Source organism: Mycobacterium sp., assembly GCF_032159565.1.
In the GTDB taxonomy this organism is placed as follows: Bacteria; Actinomycetota; Actinomycetes; order Mycobacteriales; family Mycobacteriaceae; genus Mycobacterium.
In genome coordinates this window covers 41,695-60,032 of sequence record NZ_JAVHWR010000004.1, presented here as the reverse complement: position 1 = coordinate 60,032, position 18,338 = coordinate 41,695, and the positions used below count along the sequence as shown (strand labels likewise).

The window sequence follows — 18,338 nt, the reverse complement described above, 5'->3', positions numbered from 1 at the left end:
CCGTGCCCGGCGGGCCGAAGACCTCCAGGACGACGTGCTTGGGGTTGAACGGCACGATGTCGTTGGCGGCGCCGCTGGGGGTGGACGTGACGTCATGCGAGCCGAAGATGCCGTTGAGGCGGTACACCGCGAATCCCGCGATCGCGACGACCAACACCGCCACCAGGAGCATCCACCGTCGCAATAATCGGCTTCCGAGCGAAAACCGTTGCATCCGTTACCCTTTCGAGGAGCGGTGACACGTTTACGGACGGGACGACATTTCCGAGCAGCCGAGCTATATCAACTTAGTTGACGGTACGGTACGGGACCGGACCGCACAAGCCGTACAGATGTTCGCTGACCCTCACTCCCTCGGGGCGTTGTGGCGGGTGAGACCGGGCATGAGCAGGTTGTCGACGAGGCCTTCGACGGTGCGCCGCGACGGGACACGGCCGGCGAGGACCGATCGATAGATCAGGTAACCGGGCAACATGTCCCAGAATTCCTCGGTGACGGCGGAGGCCGTGATCTCGCCGCGATCGACCGCCCGCTCGAGGACGTGTGCCATCAGGGCTTTTCGCTGGTCGAAGAACTGTTCCTGCATCATGGCGTCGAGCTCGGCGCTCCGGGAGACCTCCACGAGCACGGCCCGAATTGTGCTGGCATGGGTGCTGACGTGAGCGGTGATCTGCTCTCCCAGCCGCAGTAGATCCTCGCGCAGCGTGCCGGTGTCGGGGTCGACCGCGACGTGCCGGGTGCCCTCGACGAATGCGGCCAGCACCAGTTCAGCCTTGGTCGGCCATTCTGCTGCACTATTCGAGAAAACGCTTAGACGGCGGCGTCCCCGCCCGTTCGGGTAGTCGACTACTCGCGCCACCCCAAACGCTGCGCAATAGCGTCCTGTTCATTCCGGCAAGCGGCCCACGGCAGGGGGACAGAAAATGACCGATGACGAGGTACTGCAAGAAGAGATCCGCGCAGTGCGGGCATACTTCGCCCACCGCCAGGGCGCAAACGAGGACGGGCCTCTCTCAGACGTCGTAGCCGCCCTGATGCGGCACTGCGTGGTCGGCACCGAACACATCATGTAGGGCATCGACGACGCGTGGATCGACACCGAGATCGCATCCGCCGACCGCCTGGACAGTCCGTATCACATGCCCGATAGGCGTTGAGCGACAACGCCATATCGCTCGACTCGCTCCTCATCGCCGAGGGCGTTGTACAGCACGATGCGCGTTGCGGTTCGGTCGTACTTCTCTTTCAGCGCGTCGGCCAGGCCGTCCCACGTCGACTCCGTGGCGAAGGTGGCGATGTGGTCGTCGGTGATCTGCGCCGCCATCCCTTCGAAGTCGCCCGCCTTCTGCTTCTCGCGAATCCGCGCCGTCGTGCCGTCGAAACCTGCGTCGTCCCAGATGAAGGAGTAGTTGGGCGTGCTTCCGTAGAAGCTCATGCTGAATCGGACACTCTCGCGCTCTTTGTCCCGTTCTTCGTCTGTGTCGCCCACGATCGTCAGCACCGGCACGATGACCGCGATGTCCGACGGGTCGCGACCCGAATTCTGCGCACCCGCAGCCACATTTGGCAGGACGTGGCGAGCGATGTAGCCCGGTTCGCCGAGTGGATGCACATGCACGCCGTCGGCCACTTCGCCTGCCATCCGCAACATCCACGGGTTCACCGCCGCGACGTCGACCTTGGGATCCGGCGCGTCGATCGGTCCTGCGCTCCACTGCGGCGTGATGAAGTCGAGGTCGTAGAAATCACCGTGATGGTCCAGCTTGCCCGTCCGGAACGCACGGAAGCACGCCTTCACCGCCCGCACGTAGTCGCGCAGTCGCGGGCCCGGACGCTCGAACTCCATGCCGTACCGCCGCACCACATGGGTACGCACCTGCGTGCCCAGTCCAAGCCGGAATTTCCCGCCCGTCGACTCCTGCAATTCCCACGCCGTCGCCGCGGTCACGAACGGACTGCGCGGGAAGGCCACCGCAACTCCCGTCGACAGCTCGAGACCGGGTGCCGCCTGCGAAGCCACCGCCGCGTTGAGGTACGCGGTCCGACCTGTCTCGGTGAACAACAAGCCCGAGAAGCCCGCGTCCTGCACCCGTCTGGCCAGGTCACCGGCCTTGCCCAGCGGCTGCGGAACCGTCATCGCGTCGACCTGCACGCGTCGAACAGTACGCTCGGTCCGGGTTTTGGACACTGACTGGCCGGTACTGCTCGGCCTGGACTACCGCGCAGCAAAGCGGTATTAGGTGAAACCGAGTTGGCGGCGAGAACGTGTAGCGCTCACTGTCTCGCCGCCAACTTCGTCACCCAGGCGAGAAACTCGTCCGCGGTGAACACCGCCTTGCCGTATTCCTGCGCCTTGCGCGCCTTCCCGGACTGACTGCCCGCCTCGGCTGTCACCAGCACCTCACAGCGCGTCTTGGATACCGACCTCACTGGTTTCAGCCCGGCCGAGGCGGCCAGCTCTTCCATTTCCCAGCGCTCGACGATGCGACCCGCCTTGTCCTGCACCGTGCCCGTGAAGCAGATGCGTGCTCCTGGCACCAACACGTCGGCGATGTCGTCGCGCTCGAAACACAATGACTGCGGAACGATTTCAACACCCAGCAACTGGGACGCCTCGTTCAGTCGCGCCACCACCTCCGCGGGCAGCTGGGCCCGCGCAGCGGCTGCCCGCAGCTGGTCCGCCACCGACTGCCGCGCGGCCGCATCCCACGGCGTGCCACCATTGCGCAGCGACGACGCCGGCACTCCGCCCAGCACCACCGCGCCGACGTCCCTGCTGACGCGCAGCAGTGCCGACAATCCCGGCAGGTGATCCGCCGTCGGTGTCGGCACAGAGTGATCGCGGCTCACCAGCAGACCCGAAAGCGACTCCGCCGGTTCGGGTTCCTCGAACGCCGACGATCCCTCTTCCGATCTCAGCCCGCGATGCGCCTCCAGCGCAGACTGCGCCCGCTCCAGCGCTGTCCGGCCCGACACCCGCGCGCCGCGCAGCTCGACGCCGAGCGGCATCGCTGTCACATAGCCCAGCCTCTTGAGCTCGAAATCGATCAGGCCCAGGGTCTCGTCCACTCCGGCGCCTACCGGTGTGCATCCCGCGAGCATCGGCGCTATCACCGCCCACGCCTCCCGCACAGTCGGCGCCAGCAGCACGTCGGAGACGCTGATACCGAACGCCTTCCGCGCATCCGCGAGATCCCGCTGCGGGTTGATCAGCGTCGTCACCGCCGTGTCGTCGTCGAACGCGACGGCCAGTTCGACCGGTCGCGGTCGCGACATCCGGCCCTCGTCGCCCACCGTCAACATTCCGATCGCGCAGTATCGGCGCGCGCCGGAGTCGACGACTGATGTTCGCAGGAACCGTGCGATGCGACGATCGGTCTTCAAATCCTTCGGCAGCACTGGACGTTTCAGGACGAGACCGGCCAACGAGGTGCAGCGGCTCAGCGCCACATAGAGCTGTCCCGTCGAGAACATACCGCCGGTCAGGTCGACCACCAGACGCTCCAGCGTCTGCCCCTGGCTTTTGTGGATCGTGATCGCCCACGCGAGCTTGAACGGCAGCTGCGTGTACGAGCCGATCACTTCCCGGCCCAATGAGCCGCCCCCGACCACGGGTCGCGTCGCCTCCCAGGAGTACGGCGTCACGTCCGCGCAGGACCCGTCGGCGAACTCGACTTCGACGACGGCACCGTAGCGGTCGTAGTCGACGCCCATCACCCGGCCGATGGTGCCGTTGACCCATCGGTCGCTCTGGTCGTTGTTGAGCAGCATCACCTGAGCGCCGACCTTGAACCGCAGCGTCTCCTCGACGGGTGGGTCGAACAGCGACAGGTCTCCGTAGACCCGTGCGTGGTGGACCAATTCGTCGCCCGGCAGTCGTTCGAGCTGCTGACGATTGCGGGCCGTCACCAGGCGGTTGGTCGGCGCCAACGTCAGCCAGAACTCGTCGTCGGGCGGAACGAAATCGGCATCGGCGCGGGCATTGAGCTGCTCCTGGGCGTGCCCTAGCAGGACACCTTCGCGAATCTCGTTCAGAATGGCCGTCATCCGGTCGTCGCCGAGCTGACGGAACACCGTCGTCAACGAGACGGTGGGGAAGTCGTCGCGGCGGAAACTGTGCGCCGAGAAGAAGTACGGCGTCTCGTACGTCGTCGAAAAGAAGTGCGCTTCGTCCTCGGTGACGACCGGCGGCAGTTGATAGAGGTCGCCGACCAACACCAGCTGGACGCCACCGAACGGCGTACCCGGGTCCGGACCGAAACGCGACAGTGCCGACGCCACCATGTCGAACACGTCGGCGCGCATCATCGACGCCTCGTCGATGATCAGGGTCTGCAGCGACGCGAGTGTCTTGGCGAAGCGGCCGGGCCGGTACTCGCCGCTGCGGACACCGTCCAGCGTCGTCGTCGTGCGGAAACCGAACAGCCGGTGGATGGTGTACCCGTCGACGTTCAAGGCCGCGATGCCCGTCGGCGCAACGACGACCACCTTGCGGTCGGTCTCGGCCATGAAATGGCGGATCAGCGTCGACTTGCCCGTGCCGGCCTTGCCGGTCAGGAAGACATGCCTGCCGCCGGCCAGCAATTCGAGCGCTTGGCGAAACTCGTCGGTGAGGACGAGCCCGTCGGTCAGCCCCGCCATGAGCACAGATTACTGGCCGCCGCCGGCGAACTCCGTGTCATCGCCGCAGCCGTCGCGCCAGACCCGACGCGCGTACCGCACGCCGCTCGACCGCCGCCCGCAACGCCTGCTCCGACGCGATGACGCGGACACGCTCCTTCGCGCGCGTCACCGCCGTGTAGAACAACTCCCGCACGAGCAGTCGCGAATCCTCCTGCGGCAACAGCACGGTGATCTCGTCGGCCTGACTGCCCTGACTTTTGTGGATCGTCATGGCGTGCATCGTGTCCACATCCGACAGCCGGCTCGTCGCGAACTCCAGCGGTTCGGCTCCCGCGATCGCCGCCCGCAACACACCGTCGCGCACCAGCGTGACACCCGTGTCGCCGTTGTACAGCTTCAGGCCGTAGTCGTTCGCCGTCACCAGCACCGGCCGCCCCGCATACCAGTCCGACCAGATCGGCTCACCGGTCTCCTCCGCCAGCCACCGCTCGACTTGACGGTTCCAGAACCGCACCCCGTACGGCCCCCGTCGATGCGCACACAACAGGCGGTGCTCATCCAGTGTCGCCAGCGCCGCCTCTGCATTCCCGAGGATCGCCGCTTCGCGCAGCTGGAGAGCCTGCGGCACAAGCACCCTGCGCAGATGCTCCGACGGCTGATCGGTGTCGATCCACTCGATGTGCTCACCACCCGCACGCAGCACCTCGATCGCGCCGTCGGTGTCACCTGCCCGGATCGACGACGCCAAAGCGCCGATCGACTCGCCGAAGCGGTGCGGCGTCTTCAGCGCCGCGAGCTTCGACGCGTCCAGCCCGTCGACCAGATCCGCCAGCACAGCGCCCGCTTCCACCGACGCCAACTGATCCGGATCGCCGACCAGGATCAGCCGCGCATCCGGTCGCACCGCCTCCAGCAGCCGCGCCATCATCGTCAACGAGACCATCGACGTCTCGTCCACGACGATCACGTCGTGCGGCAGTCGGTTACTGCGGTTGTGCCGGAATCTCGCCGACGTGTCCGGTCGGCTGCCCAGCAGACGGTGCAGCGTCGTCGCGTGCATTCCCGACAGCGCCTGCTGGTCTGTCTTGTCCAGCTTGCCGACCTCGAGTCGCACCGCCTCCTGCAATCGAGCCGCCGCCTTTCCCGTCGGCGCTGCAAGCGCGATCCGCAACCGCGTTCCGCCGGCGAGCAGCGCGAGCAGCCGCGCCACCGTCGTGGTCTTACCCGTGCCCGGGCCGCCCGTCAACACCGTCAAGCCCTGTGACAACGCAATTTTCGCGGCCAATCGCTGCTCTTCGAACCCGGCCGGAAACAATCGGTCGATGTCTGGCGACACCTTCTCGGGCTTCAGCCCGATCATCGTGTGCACGTCGTCGGCGACCTGCTGCTCTTCCAGCCAGTACCGGTCGAGGTACAGCAGATCACCCTCGACTCGCACTGCCGGCGGCGTGCCGGCGAGCGTGCTCGCCTCGATCGCGGTCAGCCACGCGTCGATCTCCGGCCACGGCAGCCCCTCGACGCCGACCTGCTGCTCGACCGACCGCAGGTCCACACACACCGAACCATTGCGCAGCGCCCTTACCGCCAATGCCACCGCCAGCGCGACCGTCTCGTCCGGCTCCTTCGCCAAGGCGGTGAGCCGCTGTGCCACATGGACATCCGACGCCTCCAGCACTTCCGCGTCGGTGAACGTCCGCAGAAGCCCCGTCGCACCAAGAGCCTGCCGCCATTCCATCGTTGTCATGCGGCCCTGCCCTCGTCGAGCAGGTCCGACACGGCGGTGATCAGCGACGCCGGCGGCTGCCAGCTGAACACCCCTGCCGGGTGCCCTTCGACCACCGGTGTGTCGGGGCCGCACATGCCGCGCAGGAACAGATACATCACGCCGCCCAGGTGCTTGCCGGGTGCATACCCAGCCAGCCGCCACCGCAGAAACCTATGCAGCACAACGCTGTACAACAGCGCCTGCAGCGGGTAATCAGAATGCAGCATTGCCTCGGCCAGCCGCGGCCTGCCGTAGTCGGCGGCCGTCAGCGGCTCCGCCGGGTCGCCGAGCCAGTTCGTCTTGTAGTCGACGACCACGTACCGGTCGCCGATACGCAGCACCGCGTCCACCGATCCCGACAGATACCCTTTCAACGGCTGACCGCCGAGCGCCGCTCCGGTCAATCGGTCGGCATAGGACGCCAGCGGGTCGTCCTTCGGCAGATGCGCACGCACCAACTCGCCGACGTGCGACAGCCGGATCTCCGGCACCACGACGCGTAAATCGCCTCCTGCCAAGGGGAATTCGAAGTCCATCTCGCGCATCCGGTCATGCAGCCCGATCTGCCGCAGCGTCAAGCCGTCCGCCAGTGGGCCAAGGGGAGTGTCGTGCATCGGCACCATCGCGGCCGCCAACTCGGGCGCCGGAACGTCGACCGGCCACCACGCCGCATGTTCCCGGATCCGCACCTCCAACTCGGCGGCGAGATCAGCCGCGAAGGGGTCGGCGGTCTCCAGCACAGCGTGTACCAGCGTGCCGAACTTCGCGCCCATCGGAAGATCCGCCATCGGCGACGGCACATCAGCACCGACCGCAGTCGTCGTCAGCGGAATCTCGGCGACCTCGTCGTCGAGCTCGATCACCTCCGGCTCGCTGCTGACCGGCGTCGCCTCCGCCGCCCGGATCAGCCCCGAGTACGACGTCCGTCGCCACGCGGCGTCGATCTGACGGTGGAAATGCCGCGCAGCCAGGTCGCCGCGCGGCTCGTCGGCCACCATCGCGGGCACAGGCCGCGCCACGGACTCCTCGATGACCAGACCGCCTGCCGCCTCCCACTCCTTGAACAGCAGCATTGCGTCGTCGTCGGAGATCTTGTCCGGCGAGCAGCGATCCGGCACCGCAGCCTCGCCCGGTCGGCGCCCGCGCAGCAGCCGCGACAGCCCGCCGTTGGGTTCGTCCCACGACGGCGCCCACCATGCGACGACCTGCGACTGCGCCCGCGTCATCGCCACGTACATCAGCCGGCTGTCGTCGCTCGCGTCCTCTTTCCGGCCCAGCGCCGAGACGACGTTGAAGTCGGGGCTGTCGATGCCGCCGACGTGCAGGCACCGCTGATCGCCGTCATGGAACAACACCAGCTCGGGGCGCGGGGCATAGCGGTTGAACGCGAACGGCAGGTACACCACCGGGAACTGCAGGCCCTTGGCCACCCACACCGTCATGATCTGCACGGCGGCCGCATCGTGATCGAGCCGACGCGCACGTTCCGTTGCGCCACTTCGCTCTTCGCGCTGCTCCCGCAGCCAGTCGCGCAGCGACGGCAGGCTGAAGTGCTCGCGATGGGCCGTCTCCTGCAGCAGCTGCGTCATGTGCGCAAGGTCGGTCATCTGTCGTTCGCCGCCATGCCACGACAGCACGCGGTCGCTCATGCCGCGCAGCTGTGCGGCCTCGAAAATGGCGGACACACCGCGTTCGCGCGCATGCCCCGCCCACTCCCGCAGCGTCTCCGCGATGTGGTCGGTCAGCTTGTCGCCGCCCTCGACGAGGTCCTCCGCGGTCTTGCCGAAGAACATGGTCGCCGCGGCCGCGCGCACCATGCCAGGGCGGTGGGGCTGGTCGAACGCCTCCAACAGGCAGAGCCAGTCCTCGGCGGCTTCGGAGGTGAAGATATCGGAGTCGCCCGTGTACACCGCCGGGATGCCGGCGTCGCAGAGTGCCCAGTAGCACGCACGGGCGTCCTTGTGGCTCTCGACGATCACCGCGACATCGCGCGCCGCCAACGGCCTGCCGTCGAACGTGGCACCGTTCGTCAGCAGCTCGCCGACGTCGGCGGCCAGATCTTTCGGAATGTGCTCGCGCAGATCGGGGATGCCGATGGTCCGAGTCCCTTTGCGGCCGAACGGCTCACGCTTCACGATGCGTAGCCGGAACGGGTCGTCGCACGGCGCGCCCGCCAGGCGCGAACCGTGATACTGCGCGTCGACCTCGTGGACGATGATCCGTGGGTCTCCGAGCTCTGCCCCGCCGAGCAGGGTCTGCAGCCGGTTCACCAGTGCGGCGTCGCTGCGCCAGTTCTTGCCGAGCGTCTTGCGCACACCGGCGGTTTCCGCGGCCTTCAGATAGGTGACGATGTCGCCGCCGCGGAACGCGTAGATGGCCTGTTTCGGGTCACCGATCAGGATCAGCGTGGAGCGGTCGGTGAACGCGCGGTCGATGACCTTCCACTGCACAGGGTCGGTGTCCTGGAACTCGTCGACCATCACGATCGGCCAGCGCCGGTGCATCCTGAGCTGGGCCGGCGAGTCGTCGGCTTCCAGCGCATCGGCCAACCGGGTGAGTAGGTCGTCGTAGCCGAGGATGCCGCGTCGCCGTTTGCGAATTTCCAGTTCGGCGAGAACGTCTTTCGCGAAGCCGACGCACACGGCGGCGCGGGAATCCGGTGGGGGGTTGTTCGGCCGCAGCTCCGTCGCGGGATGCTTGACCACCTCGCGCGCCAGCCGAAGCGCGTCAGTGTGGTTCAGCAGGGGATCGTCGCGCTCGAGGCCGAAGTGTCGGAGGTACAGGTCGTCGACGATTTCGGCGACCAACTCGTCGAGGCTCTCCACCAGCGTGACACCGGAGTCCGAGTCGCCGGCCACCCCGAGGGACTTGAGCACCATCTGACAGAACTGGTGCGTGGTCGCGATGGTCGCGGCGTCGAAGGACGCCAGTGCATCGCGGAGCCGCTGACGGCGGAAGGCTCGCTCGTCGTCGCTGCAGTCAAGGAGGCGGGCGATCACCTGATTGTCGCCGACAGCAGCCGGGTCGTCGAAAGCCATTACAGCGTCCACGATTTGGCGACGGACTCGGTCGCGGAGCTCCTGCGTCGCCGCCCGCCCGAAGGTGATCAGCAGCATCTGGTCCAGCGTCGCCTCATCCTCGGCGATGTATCGCGTGACCAGACCGGCCAGCGCGAACGTCTTGCCCGTTCCTGCGCTTGCCTCGAGGACCGTGGTCGACAGCGCAGCGGGCAGCGGGCCCAGCAGGTCGAAGTTGTCCATCGTCAGTCCATCGCTCGCAGCATCGGCAGCCACAGCCGGCAGGCGTACTCGTCGAGGCCCGCGTCGATGAGGACTTTCAGCCACGCGCCATGGCCCCACGTTCGGACATGCGCCGGTTCGGCATCCTCACCGGGATAGCGGTCGGACTTCCACCGGTAGCGCGCCACCCGCTCAGGGTCGCCGTGGGTGTGTATCGCTTCCGCCCAGGCATACGACGTTTTGGGTGGAAGCGGCAGGGGCTCGCGACGGCCCGCGTCGTACATCGCCACGAGGTCGGAGAGCAGCTCGACCGCGGGGACTGCGGGACGGCGCAGCGTGTCCACCTGCGGGGTGGTGCCTTTCTTGGCGCGCCCGATGCAGATCGCCGCCCAGTCGCGGCTCGGATCGTGAGCGAGCAACGCCAGCAGGGGAATCCACGCCTGCAGCAGATGGCGCCCGCCGAGTTTGGAATACGTCACCGAGACGAGCCTGTCGCCGAAGACGGGCGACACCGTGCCGGTCAGGCGCCGGCCGCCGACGTCGATGTCCACGTCCACCGCCTCGGCCTTCGTGTTGCGGTAGGCGCGGGCGGTGTCGGCGAGAAGGGTTGACTGGTCGCGGATCTCGGTGGCCTTGCGCCACCCCAGCCGGCCGGGCGGCAGGGTCCCGCGTCGCCACTCGGCGTCGCGCGCCTCGTCGGGTTCCATGCCGTGCAGCATGTCGGCGAGCATCCGGTCGCCGACCGTCCACTCCTCGAGCGCGTTGATGTCGACGGGCATCGCGTCCTCGACCCCGTCGACGTCCCACGGCAGCGTGTAGTCCAGTGCTCGGTAGAAGCCCTTCACCGGATCGCGGAAGAACGCGGCAAGATCGGCGAGCACGACGTCGTCGGGTGGAGGAGCGCGAAGCGGTCCGGAGATGAAGGCCGGCTTTCCGGCGCGATCGCCGGAGCGGGCACGTGCGGCGTTCAGCACGGTCGAATCGAAGGTGAACGGCTTGCCGGGGATCAGGTTACCGGGGATGACGTTGCGGGTGTCGAAGGGCTGCAACGGATGTTTGACGACGATCGTGTCGCGTACCTTCTTCTCGGTCGTCAGGTCGAGGGTGTCGAGCAATTCGGCCAGCGGTACCGCGGGCGGTCGCTCCTGGCCGGAGTATTCGTTGGCCCCGGTGTAGGTGATGACGAGCTTGTCGGTCGCGGCGCCGATCGCGTCGAGCAGCAGTTGCCGGTCCTCGGAACGGATGTCGCGTTCGCCGGTCATGGGGTCGCGGGCCAGCGCATCGTCGCCGTCGACCACGCCGATCCGCGGGAAGATGCCGTCATCGAGCCCGACGAGGCAGACCACCCGGTGGGGCACCGAACGCATCGGCACCATCGTGCACACCGTCAGCGTGCCGGTGCGGAAGTTGGCCCGGGTCGGGCGTCCCGCGAGGTGCCGGTCGAGGAGGGCGCGAATGTCGGCCAGACGCATCTTGGTGTTCGCGCGGCGGCCTGCGTCGCTGAGCACGTCTGCGAATTCGCGCTGTAACTGGCTGGTCTGCCAGGCGTCGTCGTCGTCGACGCGGGCCAACCGGTCTATGCCGTTCTCCAGGGCGGTCAGCCACTCCTGCAGGGGCTTTGCACCGGTGAGGGACTCGACGACTTTTTGTAGCCGGTAGACATACTCGGCGAGTTGACCAGCTAGCTCCACGCGGTTGGAGCTGACGTCGTCGAGTGGCAGCGTGGTGTCGATCCAGCCGCGAGAGTCGTCGGACATGGCCACGCCGGCAAGGACGCGGTCGATGCCGAATCGCCATGTGTTCTGCACGAAGTCGACGCCGTACGGCTTGCGGTGGTCGCGGTCGAAGCCCCAGCGGATGTTGGCCTGCCGCACCCAACGGGTGATGTCTTCGAGGTTGTCGTCGGTAAACCCGAAGCGCGCCCGCACCGGCGAGGCCTGCGCGAGGTTGAGAACCTCGCTGGAGGTGGCCCGGCCGCCGGCGAGCGCGAGCAGTTGTGAGGCGACGCCGAGCAACGGGTTGGTCTGCACGAGCGAGCGGTCCGCGAGGCGCACCCGTAGCCTGTGCGCGGGATGTACGCCCCTGATCATGTCGCCGAGGCCGAAGCCGGCGACGATCAGCGGCGCGTACGTCTCGATATCGGGGCACATGACGAGAATGTCGCGGGGTTCCAGCGTCTCGTCGTCGGCGAGTAAACCGAGCAAAACCTCTCGGAGAACATCGATTTGACGTGCCGGGCCGTGGCAGCTGTGTACCTGCACCGAACGGTCGTCGGGGTCCAGTGTCCGGCCGTCGCGTCGCACCTCGTTTGCCGTGATGTCGGACTGCAGCCAACCCAGAAGTGTGTCCGGCCGCCGGTGGCTGCCGAGGTATTCGTCGGTCTGTGAGTCGGTCGGCAGGCCGCGCTGCAGTTCGCGAAGGTCGCGGCCCAGGGTGGCCAGCAGAGGGTGGCCGACTTCGCGGTGGCTGGTGTCGTCGCGGCGGCGGATCTGCCCTTGGGTGTCGGTGAGGGACTGCCACAGGGAGTCGCTGGGGTGCGGCAGCCACAGGTGTATATCGTGGTGGGTGGACAGCGCTTCGAGCAGTTCGATCTCGGTGCCGGGAAGTCGGGTGTGGCCGAAGAGGGATAGGCGCTGAGGCAGGCCGGTCGGCGACTCATGCAGTGTGGCAACAGTTTTGGCGTGTCGGATGTGCGGCGGATCGGCATCGACGCGATTCAGCACCGCACGCCACAGGGGTGGCTGCCAGGCGAGATCGGGGTCGATGTCACCGGCATCGTCGTTCTCCCAGTCGATGAGCAATTGCGGCCGCTGCCGCGCGTAGGAGGCGAAGAGCCCGGCCAGGCGTCTCGCGACGGCGTAGCGGCGCCCCATGCGGAGTTCACGCTCCTCGCCGGCTTCGAAGTGGCCGAGGTGGGTGGCCAGTGGCTTGCACCAATTGTCGTCGCAGCTGGCGTCGATGACTTCCAGCAGCGGCCAGACGAGCGAATCGGGATGCCAGGGATCGTCGTCGGCGGTTCCGGTGATCTCGGCGATCAGCGAGCGGGGATTGCGGAAGGTGATACCGGCGCAGACGCCGTCCTGCCCGCTGCCGCGGCCGAGGATGTGCGACAGCCGCTGGCTGAGCCACCGCTCGACGCCCTTGGCCGGGACGACGACGAGCTCCTCGGCGAATGGATCGGGCAGCGGATCGGCGAGAAGGGCACCGAGTCCGTCGGCAAGCAGGTCGGTGCGTTCAGCACGATGGATGTGAAGCGCCATTGATGGCCACGATATGGGGTCGGTCCGACTGTCACAGCCAGATGCTCGACACCCGCGCCGCCGATATTGCAGCCATGGTCGTTGAAGCGGCGAAATCACGACCGTGGGCGCAATATTGCGCCTCGCTTGCCGAGCGGTCGGCCGCCGATCGGCCGATCATGGTCCCATGACCAGAGACGAGATCACCGAACAGATTGTCGCCGCCCGGCTGGCGAAGGGGCTGACCTGGCAACAGCTCGCCGACGCCGTCGACAGGCCCGTCGTCTGGACCACGTCCGCGCTGTTGGGTCAACATCCGATTCCGCCCGAGCTCGGCAAGAAACTGGCGGAGATGCTCGGCCTCGACGAGGCCGTGGTGCCGGTGCTTGCGGCCGTGCCCATGCGTGGTGGATTGCCGACTGCAGTTCCGACCGACCCAACCATCTACCGCTTCTACGAAGCCCTTCAGGTCTACGGCGGCGCGCTCAAGGAGCTGATCCACGAGCAGTTCGGCGACGGCATCATGAGCGCGATCAACTTCAGCGTCACCATGGACAAAAAGCCGCACCCCGCCGGCGAACGCGTCGTCGTCACCTTCGACGGCAAATTCCTGCCGTACGACTGGACTGTCGCCGAAAGCTAACTGGCTCAGCCCAACTGCGCGACGAGCGCATCGGTCACCTGCACCGTCGACGCGCTGCCGCCAAGGTCGCGCGTGCGGGTCTCCGGTTTCGCCAGCGTCGACTCCATCGCCGCCACCACATCGGCCGCCGCCGCCGAGTGCCCGAGGTGGTCGAGCATCAACGCCGCCGTCCACACCGCTCCGACCGGGTTGGCGATGCCCTGACCGGCGATGTCCGGCGCCGAGCCGTGCACCGGCTCGAACATCGACGGGTACTGCTTCGTCGGGTCCAGGTTCGCCGATGGTGCGATGCCGATCGAGCCCGCCACGGCCGCCGCAAGATCGGACAGTATGTCGCCGAACAGATTCGACCCGACGACGACGTCGAACCGCTCCGGCTGCAACACGAACTTCGCCGCCAGTGCATCGATGTGCTCGCTGTCGAACCGGACGTCCGGATGTTGCGACGCCCGCTCGGCGACCACCTCGTCCCAGAACGGCATGGTGTGCACGATGCCGTTGGACTTCGTCGCCGACGTCACGTACTTGCGGCGGCTCTGCGCCAGCTCGAACGCGAAGTCCGCGATCCGGCTCACCCCGACCCGCGTGAACACCGATTCCTGAACCGCCATCTCGTCGGGGAAGCCGCGGTTCACCCGGCCGCCGACTTCGCTGTATTCGCCCTCGACGTTCTCCCGGACCACGACGAAGTCGACGTCGCCCGCCGTCCGCAGCGGGCTCTGGACGCCGTCGAACACCCGGATCGGTCGCAGGTTGACGTACTGGCGAAACGCCCGCCGGATCGGGATCAGGAGGCCCCACAGCGAGACATGGTCGGGCACACCAGGCCAGCCGACGGCACCCAGGAAGACCGCGTCGAATTCCCGCAGCTGCTCGATGCCGTCGGGCGGCATCATCGCGCCCTCGCGCTCGTACCGCTGGCAGGACCAGTCGAACTCGGTGTAGGCAAGATCGATCCCGTGCCGGGCCGACACGGCGTCCAAGACCGCGCGGGCCGACGCGATCACCTCGGTGCCGATCCCGTCGCCCGGGATGACGGCGATGCGCTGCGGGCTCACCCGGCCGATCCTAGGCCGATCGCCACAGACCACCGTCACAGCTGATGCAAAGGAGTGCGAGGCATTGTGGACTCGTGCATGTCCTGTCCCGCCGCCGCGTCATCCAGCTGGCCGGCGTCGCCGGTGCTTCGACCTTGGTGGCGGCGTGCTCCGGTAAGGCCAACCCCAACAGGCAACCAGGCCGCGCCGAACACAGGGCCACTCCCACGGCCAAGCCGCCCGCGACGCCCAGTGCGGCCGATGGCGCCTGCCCGAAGACGACGCCGCCCGAGACCGCCGGACCGCATCCCGGTGACCGGTCGAACGGCCCCAACGTCCTCGGCGAGGAGGGCGTCGTCCGCAGCGACATCCGGTCGAGCTTCGGCGCCCTGTCCGGCTGGGCCGAGGGTGTTCAGACGACCATCGAGTTGACGGTGTTGGACGCGACAAGGGACTGCGCCAAGGGCGAGGGCATGGCCGTCTACGTCTGGCACTGCGACCGGGCAGGCGATTACTCGCTCTACAGCGGGGATGCCGCCGACAAGAACTACCTCCGCGGCGTTCAAGTGGCCGGGCAGGACGGCCGGGTGTCGTTCACTTCGGTCTTCCCCGCGTGCGACGCCGGGCGCTGGCCGCACATCCACTTCGAGGTGTTCGATTCGCTCGACGCGGCAGTCGCAGGCGAAAACGCCCGCCTCACTTCACAGGTCGCGTTGCCCGAAGGTGCGTGCAAGAAGGTGTTCGACTACGACAAGGGCTACTCGGCCAGCGTGCAGAACATGTCGAACGTAACGCTGGAGAAAGACAGTGTGTTCGGCGACGGCTGGGATGGCGAGCTTGCGACGGTGACCGGCGATCCGTCCAGCGCCATGTTGGTCACTCTGACGATCGGCGTCGGCGAGAAGCCAAGCCCCCCGCCGCCCTGATGGGATCACGTCGCCCGACGAATCCGTGCCACGATGAACGCATGCCGGACGACGACGTGGCCTCCGAGCGTGAGTTCAAAGAACGCAACATCGAGGAGTTCCGCCGCAACGGCGGCAAGGTGGGCGGGCAGTTGGGTTCCCGCTGCTGCTTCTGACCTCCAAGGGCGCCAACAGCGGCGCAGAGCGCCTCAACCTGGTCGGCTACTTCGACATCGACGACAAGATCTATATCGTCGGTTCCGCGGCTGGCCGCGACAGCAGCCCCGCCTGGGTCTTCAACATCAGAGCCCACCCCGACGTCCAGGTCGAGGTCGGCGACGACCCACCCAAGCGTGTCGCCGCCCGCGAACTACCGCGACGACCGCGACGACCGCGACCGGATCTTCGAGATCGTCAAAGAGCGCGCACCCGGGTTCGCCGACTACGAGAAGCGCACCGACCGCGTTATCCCCGTATTCGAACTCGATACCGACGCTTAACCCATTACCGGGGTCGGCGCGTTTCCGGACCCCTTATAGTGGGGATCCGGTCGGAATCAACCCGATCGATTATCCGGCTTACGCCGACCCACATTGGAGTACTTTTGCCCTGGTCTCGTCGCGTCCGAATCGGCTCCGTCGCCACCGTCGTGGCGGCGGTGGTGCTGCTTGCCGGAGATGTCGCCGACACCACCGCGCAGTGCTCCACCCAGTGCCAGGTCGCCAGCGCCGCGCAGGCCATCGCCAAGCCTGAACCGGCGCCTCCACAACCCGCTGCAATCGGTGTCTTCCCGCAGGCACAGGCCGACGACGTCAATCCCGCCGCACCGGTCTCCGTCGCCGCCTTCTCCGGAAGCATCGTCAACGTCGAGATGGTCAACGACAACGGCACCACGGTCCCGGGCGCGCTGACACCCGACAAGAAGGGCTGGCACCCGACTGAACAACTCGGCTACGGCCGGACCTACACCATGACCGTCGTCGCCCGCGGACCCGGCGGCATGCCGTCACGTCAGACGTCCAGCTTCACCACCTTGACGCCGGACTACGAAACCGCCGTCAACCTCAACACCATCGCCGGTGTTTCGCTCGTCGACGGCACTACCTACGGCGTCGGCACCGTCGTGGTCGCGCACTTCGACGAAGCCATCACCGACAAGGTCGCCGCCGAGAAGCGCCTGCACGTCACCACCAACCCGCCCGTCGCGGGAGCATGGAACTGGGTCGACGATAAAGAGGCCCACTGGCGGCCCGAGAAGTACTACGCACCAGGGACTTCGGTTGACGTCACCGCGGACATCTACGGCGCCGAGCTCGGCGACGGCATGTACGGCCAAGACGACCAGCACGTCGCCTTCAAGATCGGCAACGCGCACGTCTCCATCGCCGACGACACCACCAAGCAGGTCAGCGTGTTCGACAACGGCAAGCTGGTCCGCACCATGCCGACATCGATGGGCATGGGCGGCACCGAGACCATCGGCGGCACCACGCTGTCGTTCTGGACCCCGCCGGGCACCTACACCGTGCTGGACAAGGCCAACCCGGTGATCATGGACTCCTCGACCTTCGGGCTGCCGACGGGCTCGCGGCTCGGCTACCGCGAGACCATCCCGTACGCCACCCGCATCAGCATGGACGGCATCTATCTTCACCAGCTGAACGCCACCGTATGGGCGCAGGGCAACACGAACACGTCGCACGGCTGTCTGAACCTCAACGGCGAGAACGCCGCATGGTTTTTCGACTTCTCCGTCCCCGGCGACGTCGTCGAGGTCCACCACACCGGCGGGCCCTCGCTGACCATCAAGCAGGGCGGTGACTGGACCGTGCCGTGGAAGGAATGGCGTCAGGGCAGCGCGCTCAACGCGTGACGGCCATGCCTGGCTCCTCGACGGTGCGCTCTGCACGCGGCGGGGACGACGGACCGTCCAGCGGATCCCCCGTCGTCGGCTCGGGTGCGCCCGCGCGTACCGCCTCGAGCTGCGCGGCGAACGCGACACCGAGGAACAGCGCGACCGACGACAGGTTCGCCCACAACAGCAACGCGAAGATCCCCGTCAACGGCCCGTAGGTGCTGCCGAACGAGCCGCTCTTGACGACGTACAGCGCGAGCAGCCCCGTCAGCAACAGCCACAGCAGAAGCGACACCCCGGCCCCGAATGCCAACCACGAGTACCCCGGCTGCCGTCGTCGAGGCGCGCGCTGGATGACGACGGTGAACGACGCCAACACCAAAAGCACTCCGACAGGCCAACTTCCGATCGTACAAAGCGACTGGAACGTGTCGCCCCAGCCATATGCCGCCGCAAGCGCCTCGCCGAGTGCGTCACCGCCGATGATCACGAGGAATCCAAGCTGAAGCAGCAGTCCGGCCGTCATCGCCATCAGCAGTGCGCGGCCGTACTTCCGCAGCGCGGGCCTGTCGCGTTCGATGCCGTAGATGCGGTTCGCGCCCCGCTCGATCTGCCCCATCGCCGTGGTCAGCGCGACAACGGCGGCGAGCAGACCCAGCCATAACGCGAGATGGCCGCCCGTCACGCCCTGGTCATGCGTGCGCTGCGCGGCCTGCTGCACCATGTCGCTCTGATCTTTGCCGGGCAATACCCCTGCCACGGTCTGGATGATCACCTGCCCCACCTTCTGCTGATGAACCGCGCTGGCCAGCCCGACGACCGCGATGATCAACGGGATGAACGACAGACACAACTGCAGCGCCAGCGCCCGGGAGTGGGAGAAGCCGTCGGCATACCGGAACCGGATGAACGAGTTCTTCATCAGGTTCCATCGCCCGTACCGCCGCAGCGCGGTCACCGCGTCGTCGGCCGAGAGTTCGTCACCGGAGATGGTGACGGTCTCCGGCACGCGCGTCGAAGTGCCCATTCGGA

Annotated in this window: 12 protein-coding genes and 2 pseudogenes; 5 read left to right on the top strand and 9 right to left on the bottom strand. The window is 67.2% G+C overall.

Annotated features, from left to right (window positions below; genetic code table 11):
- Both QOC76_RS00580 and QOC76_RS00575 read right to left on the bottom strand, forming a co-directional pair.
- Nucleotides 1-214, bottom strand: a 214-nt coding sequence (locus QOC76_RS00580; RefSeq protein WP_526353073.1) for an MmpS family transport accessory protein, incomplete at its 3' end; no start/stop codon positions are given.
- 132 nt (nucleotides 215-346) lie between these two features.
- Nucleotides 347-784 (bottom strand): annotated as a pseudogene (locus tag QOC76_RS00575) (TetR/AcrR family transcriptional regulator C-terminal ligand-binding domain-containing protein); the annotation flags it as partial.
- A gap of 139 nt (nucleotides 785-923) precedes the next feature.
- On the opposite strand from QOC76_RS00575, the gene QOC76_RS00570 reads away from it, so the two are divergent.
- On the top strand, nucleotides 924-1,073 hold the full coding sequence (locus tag QOC76_RS00570) for a hypothetical protein (protein WP_526353071.1): 150 nt from the start codon (nucleotides 924-926) through the stop codon (nucleotides 1,071-1,073).
- 62 nt (nucleotides 1,074-1,135) lie between these two features.
- Here the strand turns inward: QOC76_RS00570 and QOC76_RS00565 are convergent, their stop codons facing one another.
- The 5 genes from QOC76_RS00565 to recC form a co-directional block, all read right to left on the bottom strand.
- A complete protein-coding gene (locus tag QOC76_RS00565) occupies nucleotides 1,136-2,152 on the bottom strand; it encodes a TIGR03617 family F420-dependent LLM class oxidoreductase (protein ID WP_526353069.1) in 1,017 nt (338 codons plus the stop codon).
- Between the two features lie 122 nt (nucleotides 2,153-2,274).
- Nucleotides 2,275-4,641 (bottom strand): AAA family ATPase, encoded by a 2,367-nt coding sequence (locus tag QOC76_RS00560; protein WP_526353067.1) that lies wholly within the window; start codon nucleotides 4,639-4,641, stop codon nucleotides 2,275-2,277.
- 37 nt (nucleotides 4,642-4,678) lie between these two features.
- Nucleotides 4,679-6,358 carry an exodeoxyribonuclease V subunit alpha gene (gene recD, locus QOC76_RS00555; protein ID WP_526353083.1) on the bottom strand — a complete coding sequence of 560 codons (1,680 nt, stop codon included), beginning with the start codon at nucleotides 6,356-6,358 and terminating at the stop codon, nucleotides 4,679-4,681.
- A 5-nt stretch (nucleotides 6,359-6,363) separates the two neighbouring features.
- Nucleotides 6,364-9,648, bottom strand: a complete 3,285-nt coding sequence (recB, locus tag QOC76_RS00550) for an exodeoxyribonuclease V subunit beta (protein WP_526353081.1) — start codon at nucleotides 9,646-9,648, stop codon at nucleotides 6,364-6,366.
- 2 nt (nucleotides 9,649-9,650) lie between these two features.
- Complete coding sequence (gene recC, locus QOC76_RS00545; RefSeq protein WP_526353065.1) at nucleotides 9,651-12,887, bottom strand: exodeoxyribonuclease V subunit gamma; 3,237 nt, start codon at nucleotides 12,885-12,887, stop codon at nucleotides 9,651-9,653.
- A 166-nt stretch (nucleotides 12,888-13,053) separates the two neighbouring features.
- Between recC and cynS the strand changes: the two genes are divergently transcribed.
- On the top strand, nucleotides 13,054-13,509 hold the full coding sequence (cynS, locus tag QOC76_RS00540; protein ID WP_526353063.1) for a cyanase: 456 nt from the start codon (nucleotides 13,054-13,056) through the stop codon (nucleotides 13,507-13,509).
- A 5-nt stretch (nucleotides 13,510-13,514) separates the two neighbouring features.
- Here cynS and QOC76_RS00535 read toward each other — a convergent pair whose 3' ends face one another.
- Nucleotides 13,515-14,567 carry a tartrate dehydrogenase gene (locus tag QOC76_RS00535; RefSeq protein ID WP_526353061.1) on the bottom strand — a complete coding sequence of 351 codons (1,053 nt, stop codon included), beginning with the start codon at nucleotides 14,565-14,567 and terminating at the stop codon, nucleotides 13,515-13,517.
- A 74-nt stretch (nucleotides 14,568-14,641) separates the two neighbouring features.
- Here QOC76_RS00535 and QOC76_RS00530 point away from each other — a divergent pair, with 74 nt between their 5' ends.
- The 3 genes and pseudogenes from QOC76_RS00530 (at nucleotide 14,642) to QOC76_RS00520 (ending at nucleotide 17,324) form a co-directional block, all read left to right on the top strand.
- The gene (locus QOC76_RS00530) at nucleotides 14,642-15,472 is read left to right on the top strand and encodes a peptidase associated/transthyretin-like domain-containing protein (RefSeq protein WP_526353059.1); all 831 of its coding nucleotides are present in this window, start codon (nucleotides 14,642-14,644) and stop codon (nucleotides 15,470-15,472) included.
- Nucleotides 15,473-15,513: 41 nt separating this feature from the next.
- Nucleotides 15,514-15,951, top strand: a pseudogene (locus QOC76_RS00525) (nitroreductase/quinone reductase family protein).
- Nucleotides 15,952-16,055: 104 nt separating this feature from the next.
- On the top strand, nucleotides 16,056-17,324 hold the full coding sequence (locus QOC76_RS00520; RefSeq protein ID WP_526353057.1) for an Ig-like domain-containing protein: 1,269 nt from the start codon (nucleotides 16,056-16,058) through the stop codon (nucleotides 17,322-17,324).
- Here the strand turns inward: QOC76_RS00520 and QOC76_RS00515 are convergent.
- Nucleotides 17,314-18,333 (bottom strand): YhjD/YihY/BrkB family envelope integrity protein, encoded by a 1,020-nt coding sequence (locus QOC76_RS00515; protein WP_526353055.1) that lies wholly within the window; start codon nucleotides 18,331-18,333, stop codon nucleotides 17,314-17,316. The two genes, QOC76_RS00520 and QOC76_RS00515, sit on opposite strands and share 11 nt — an antisense overlap.
- Between the last annotated feature and the right edge of the window lie 5 nt (nucleotides 18,334-18,338).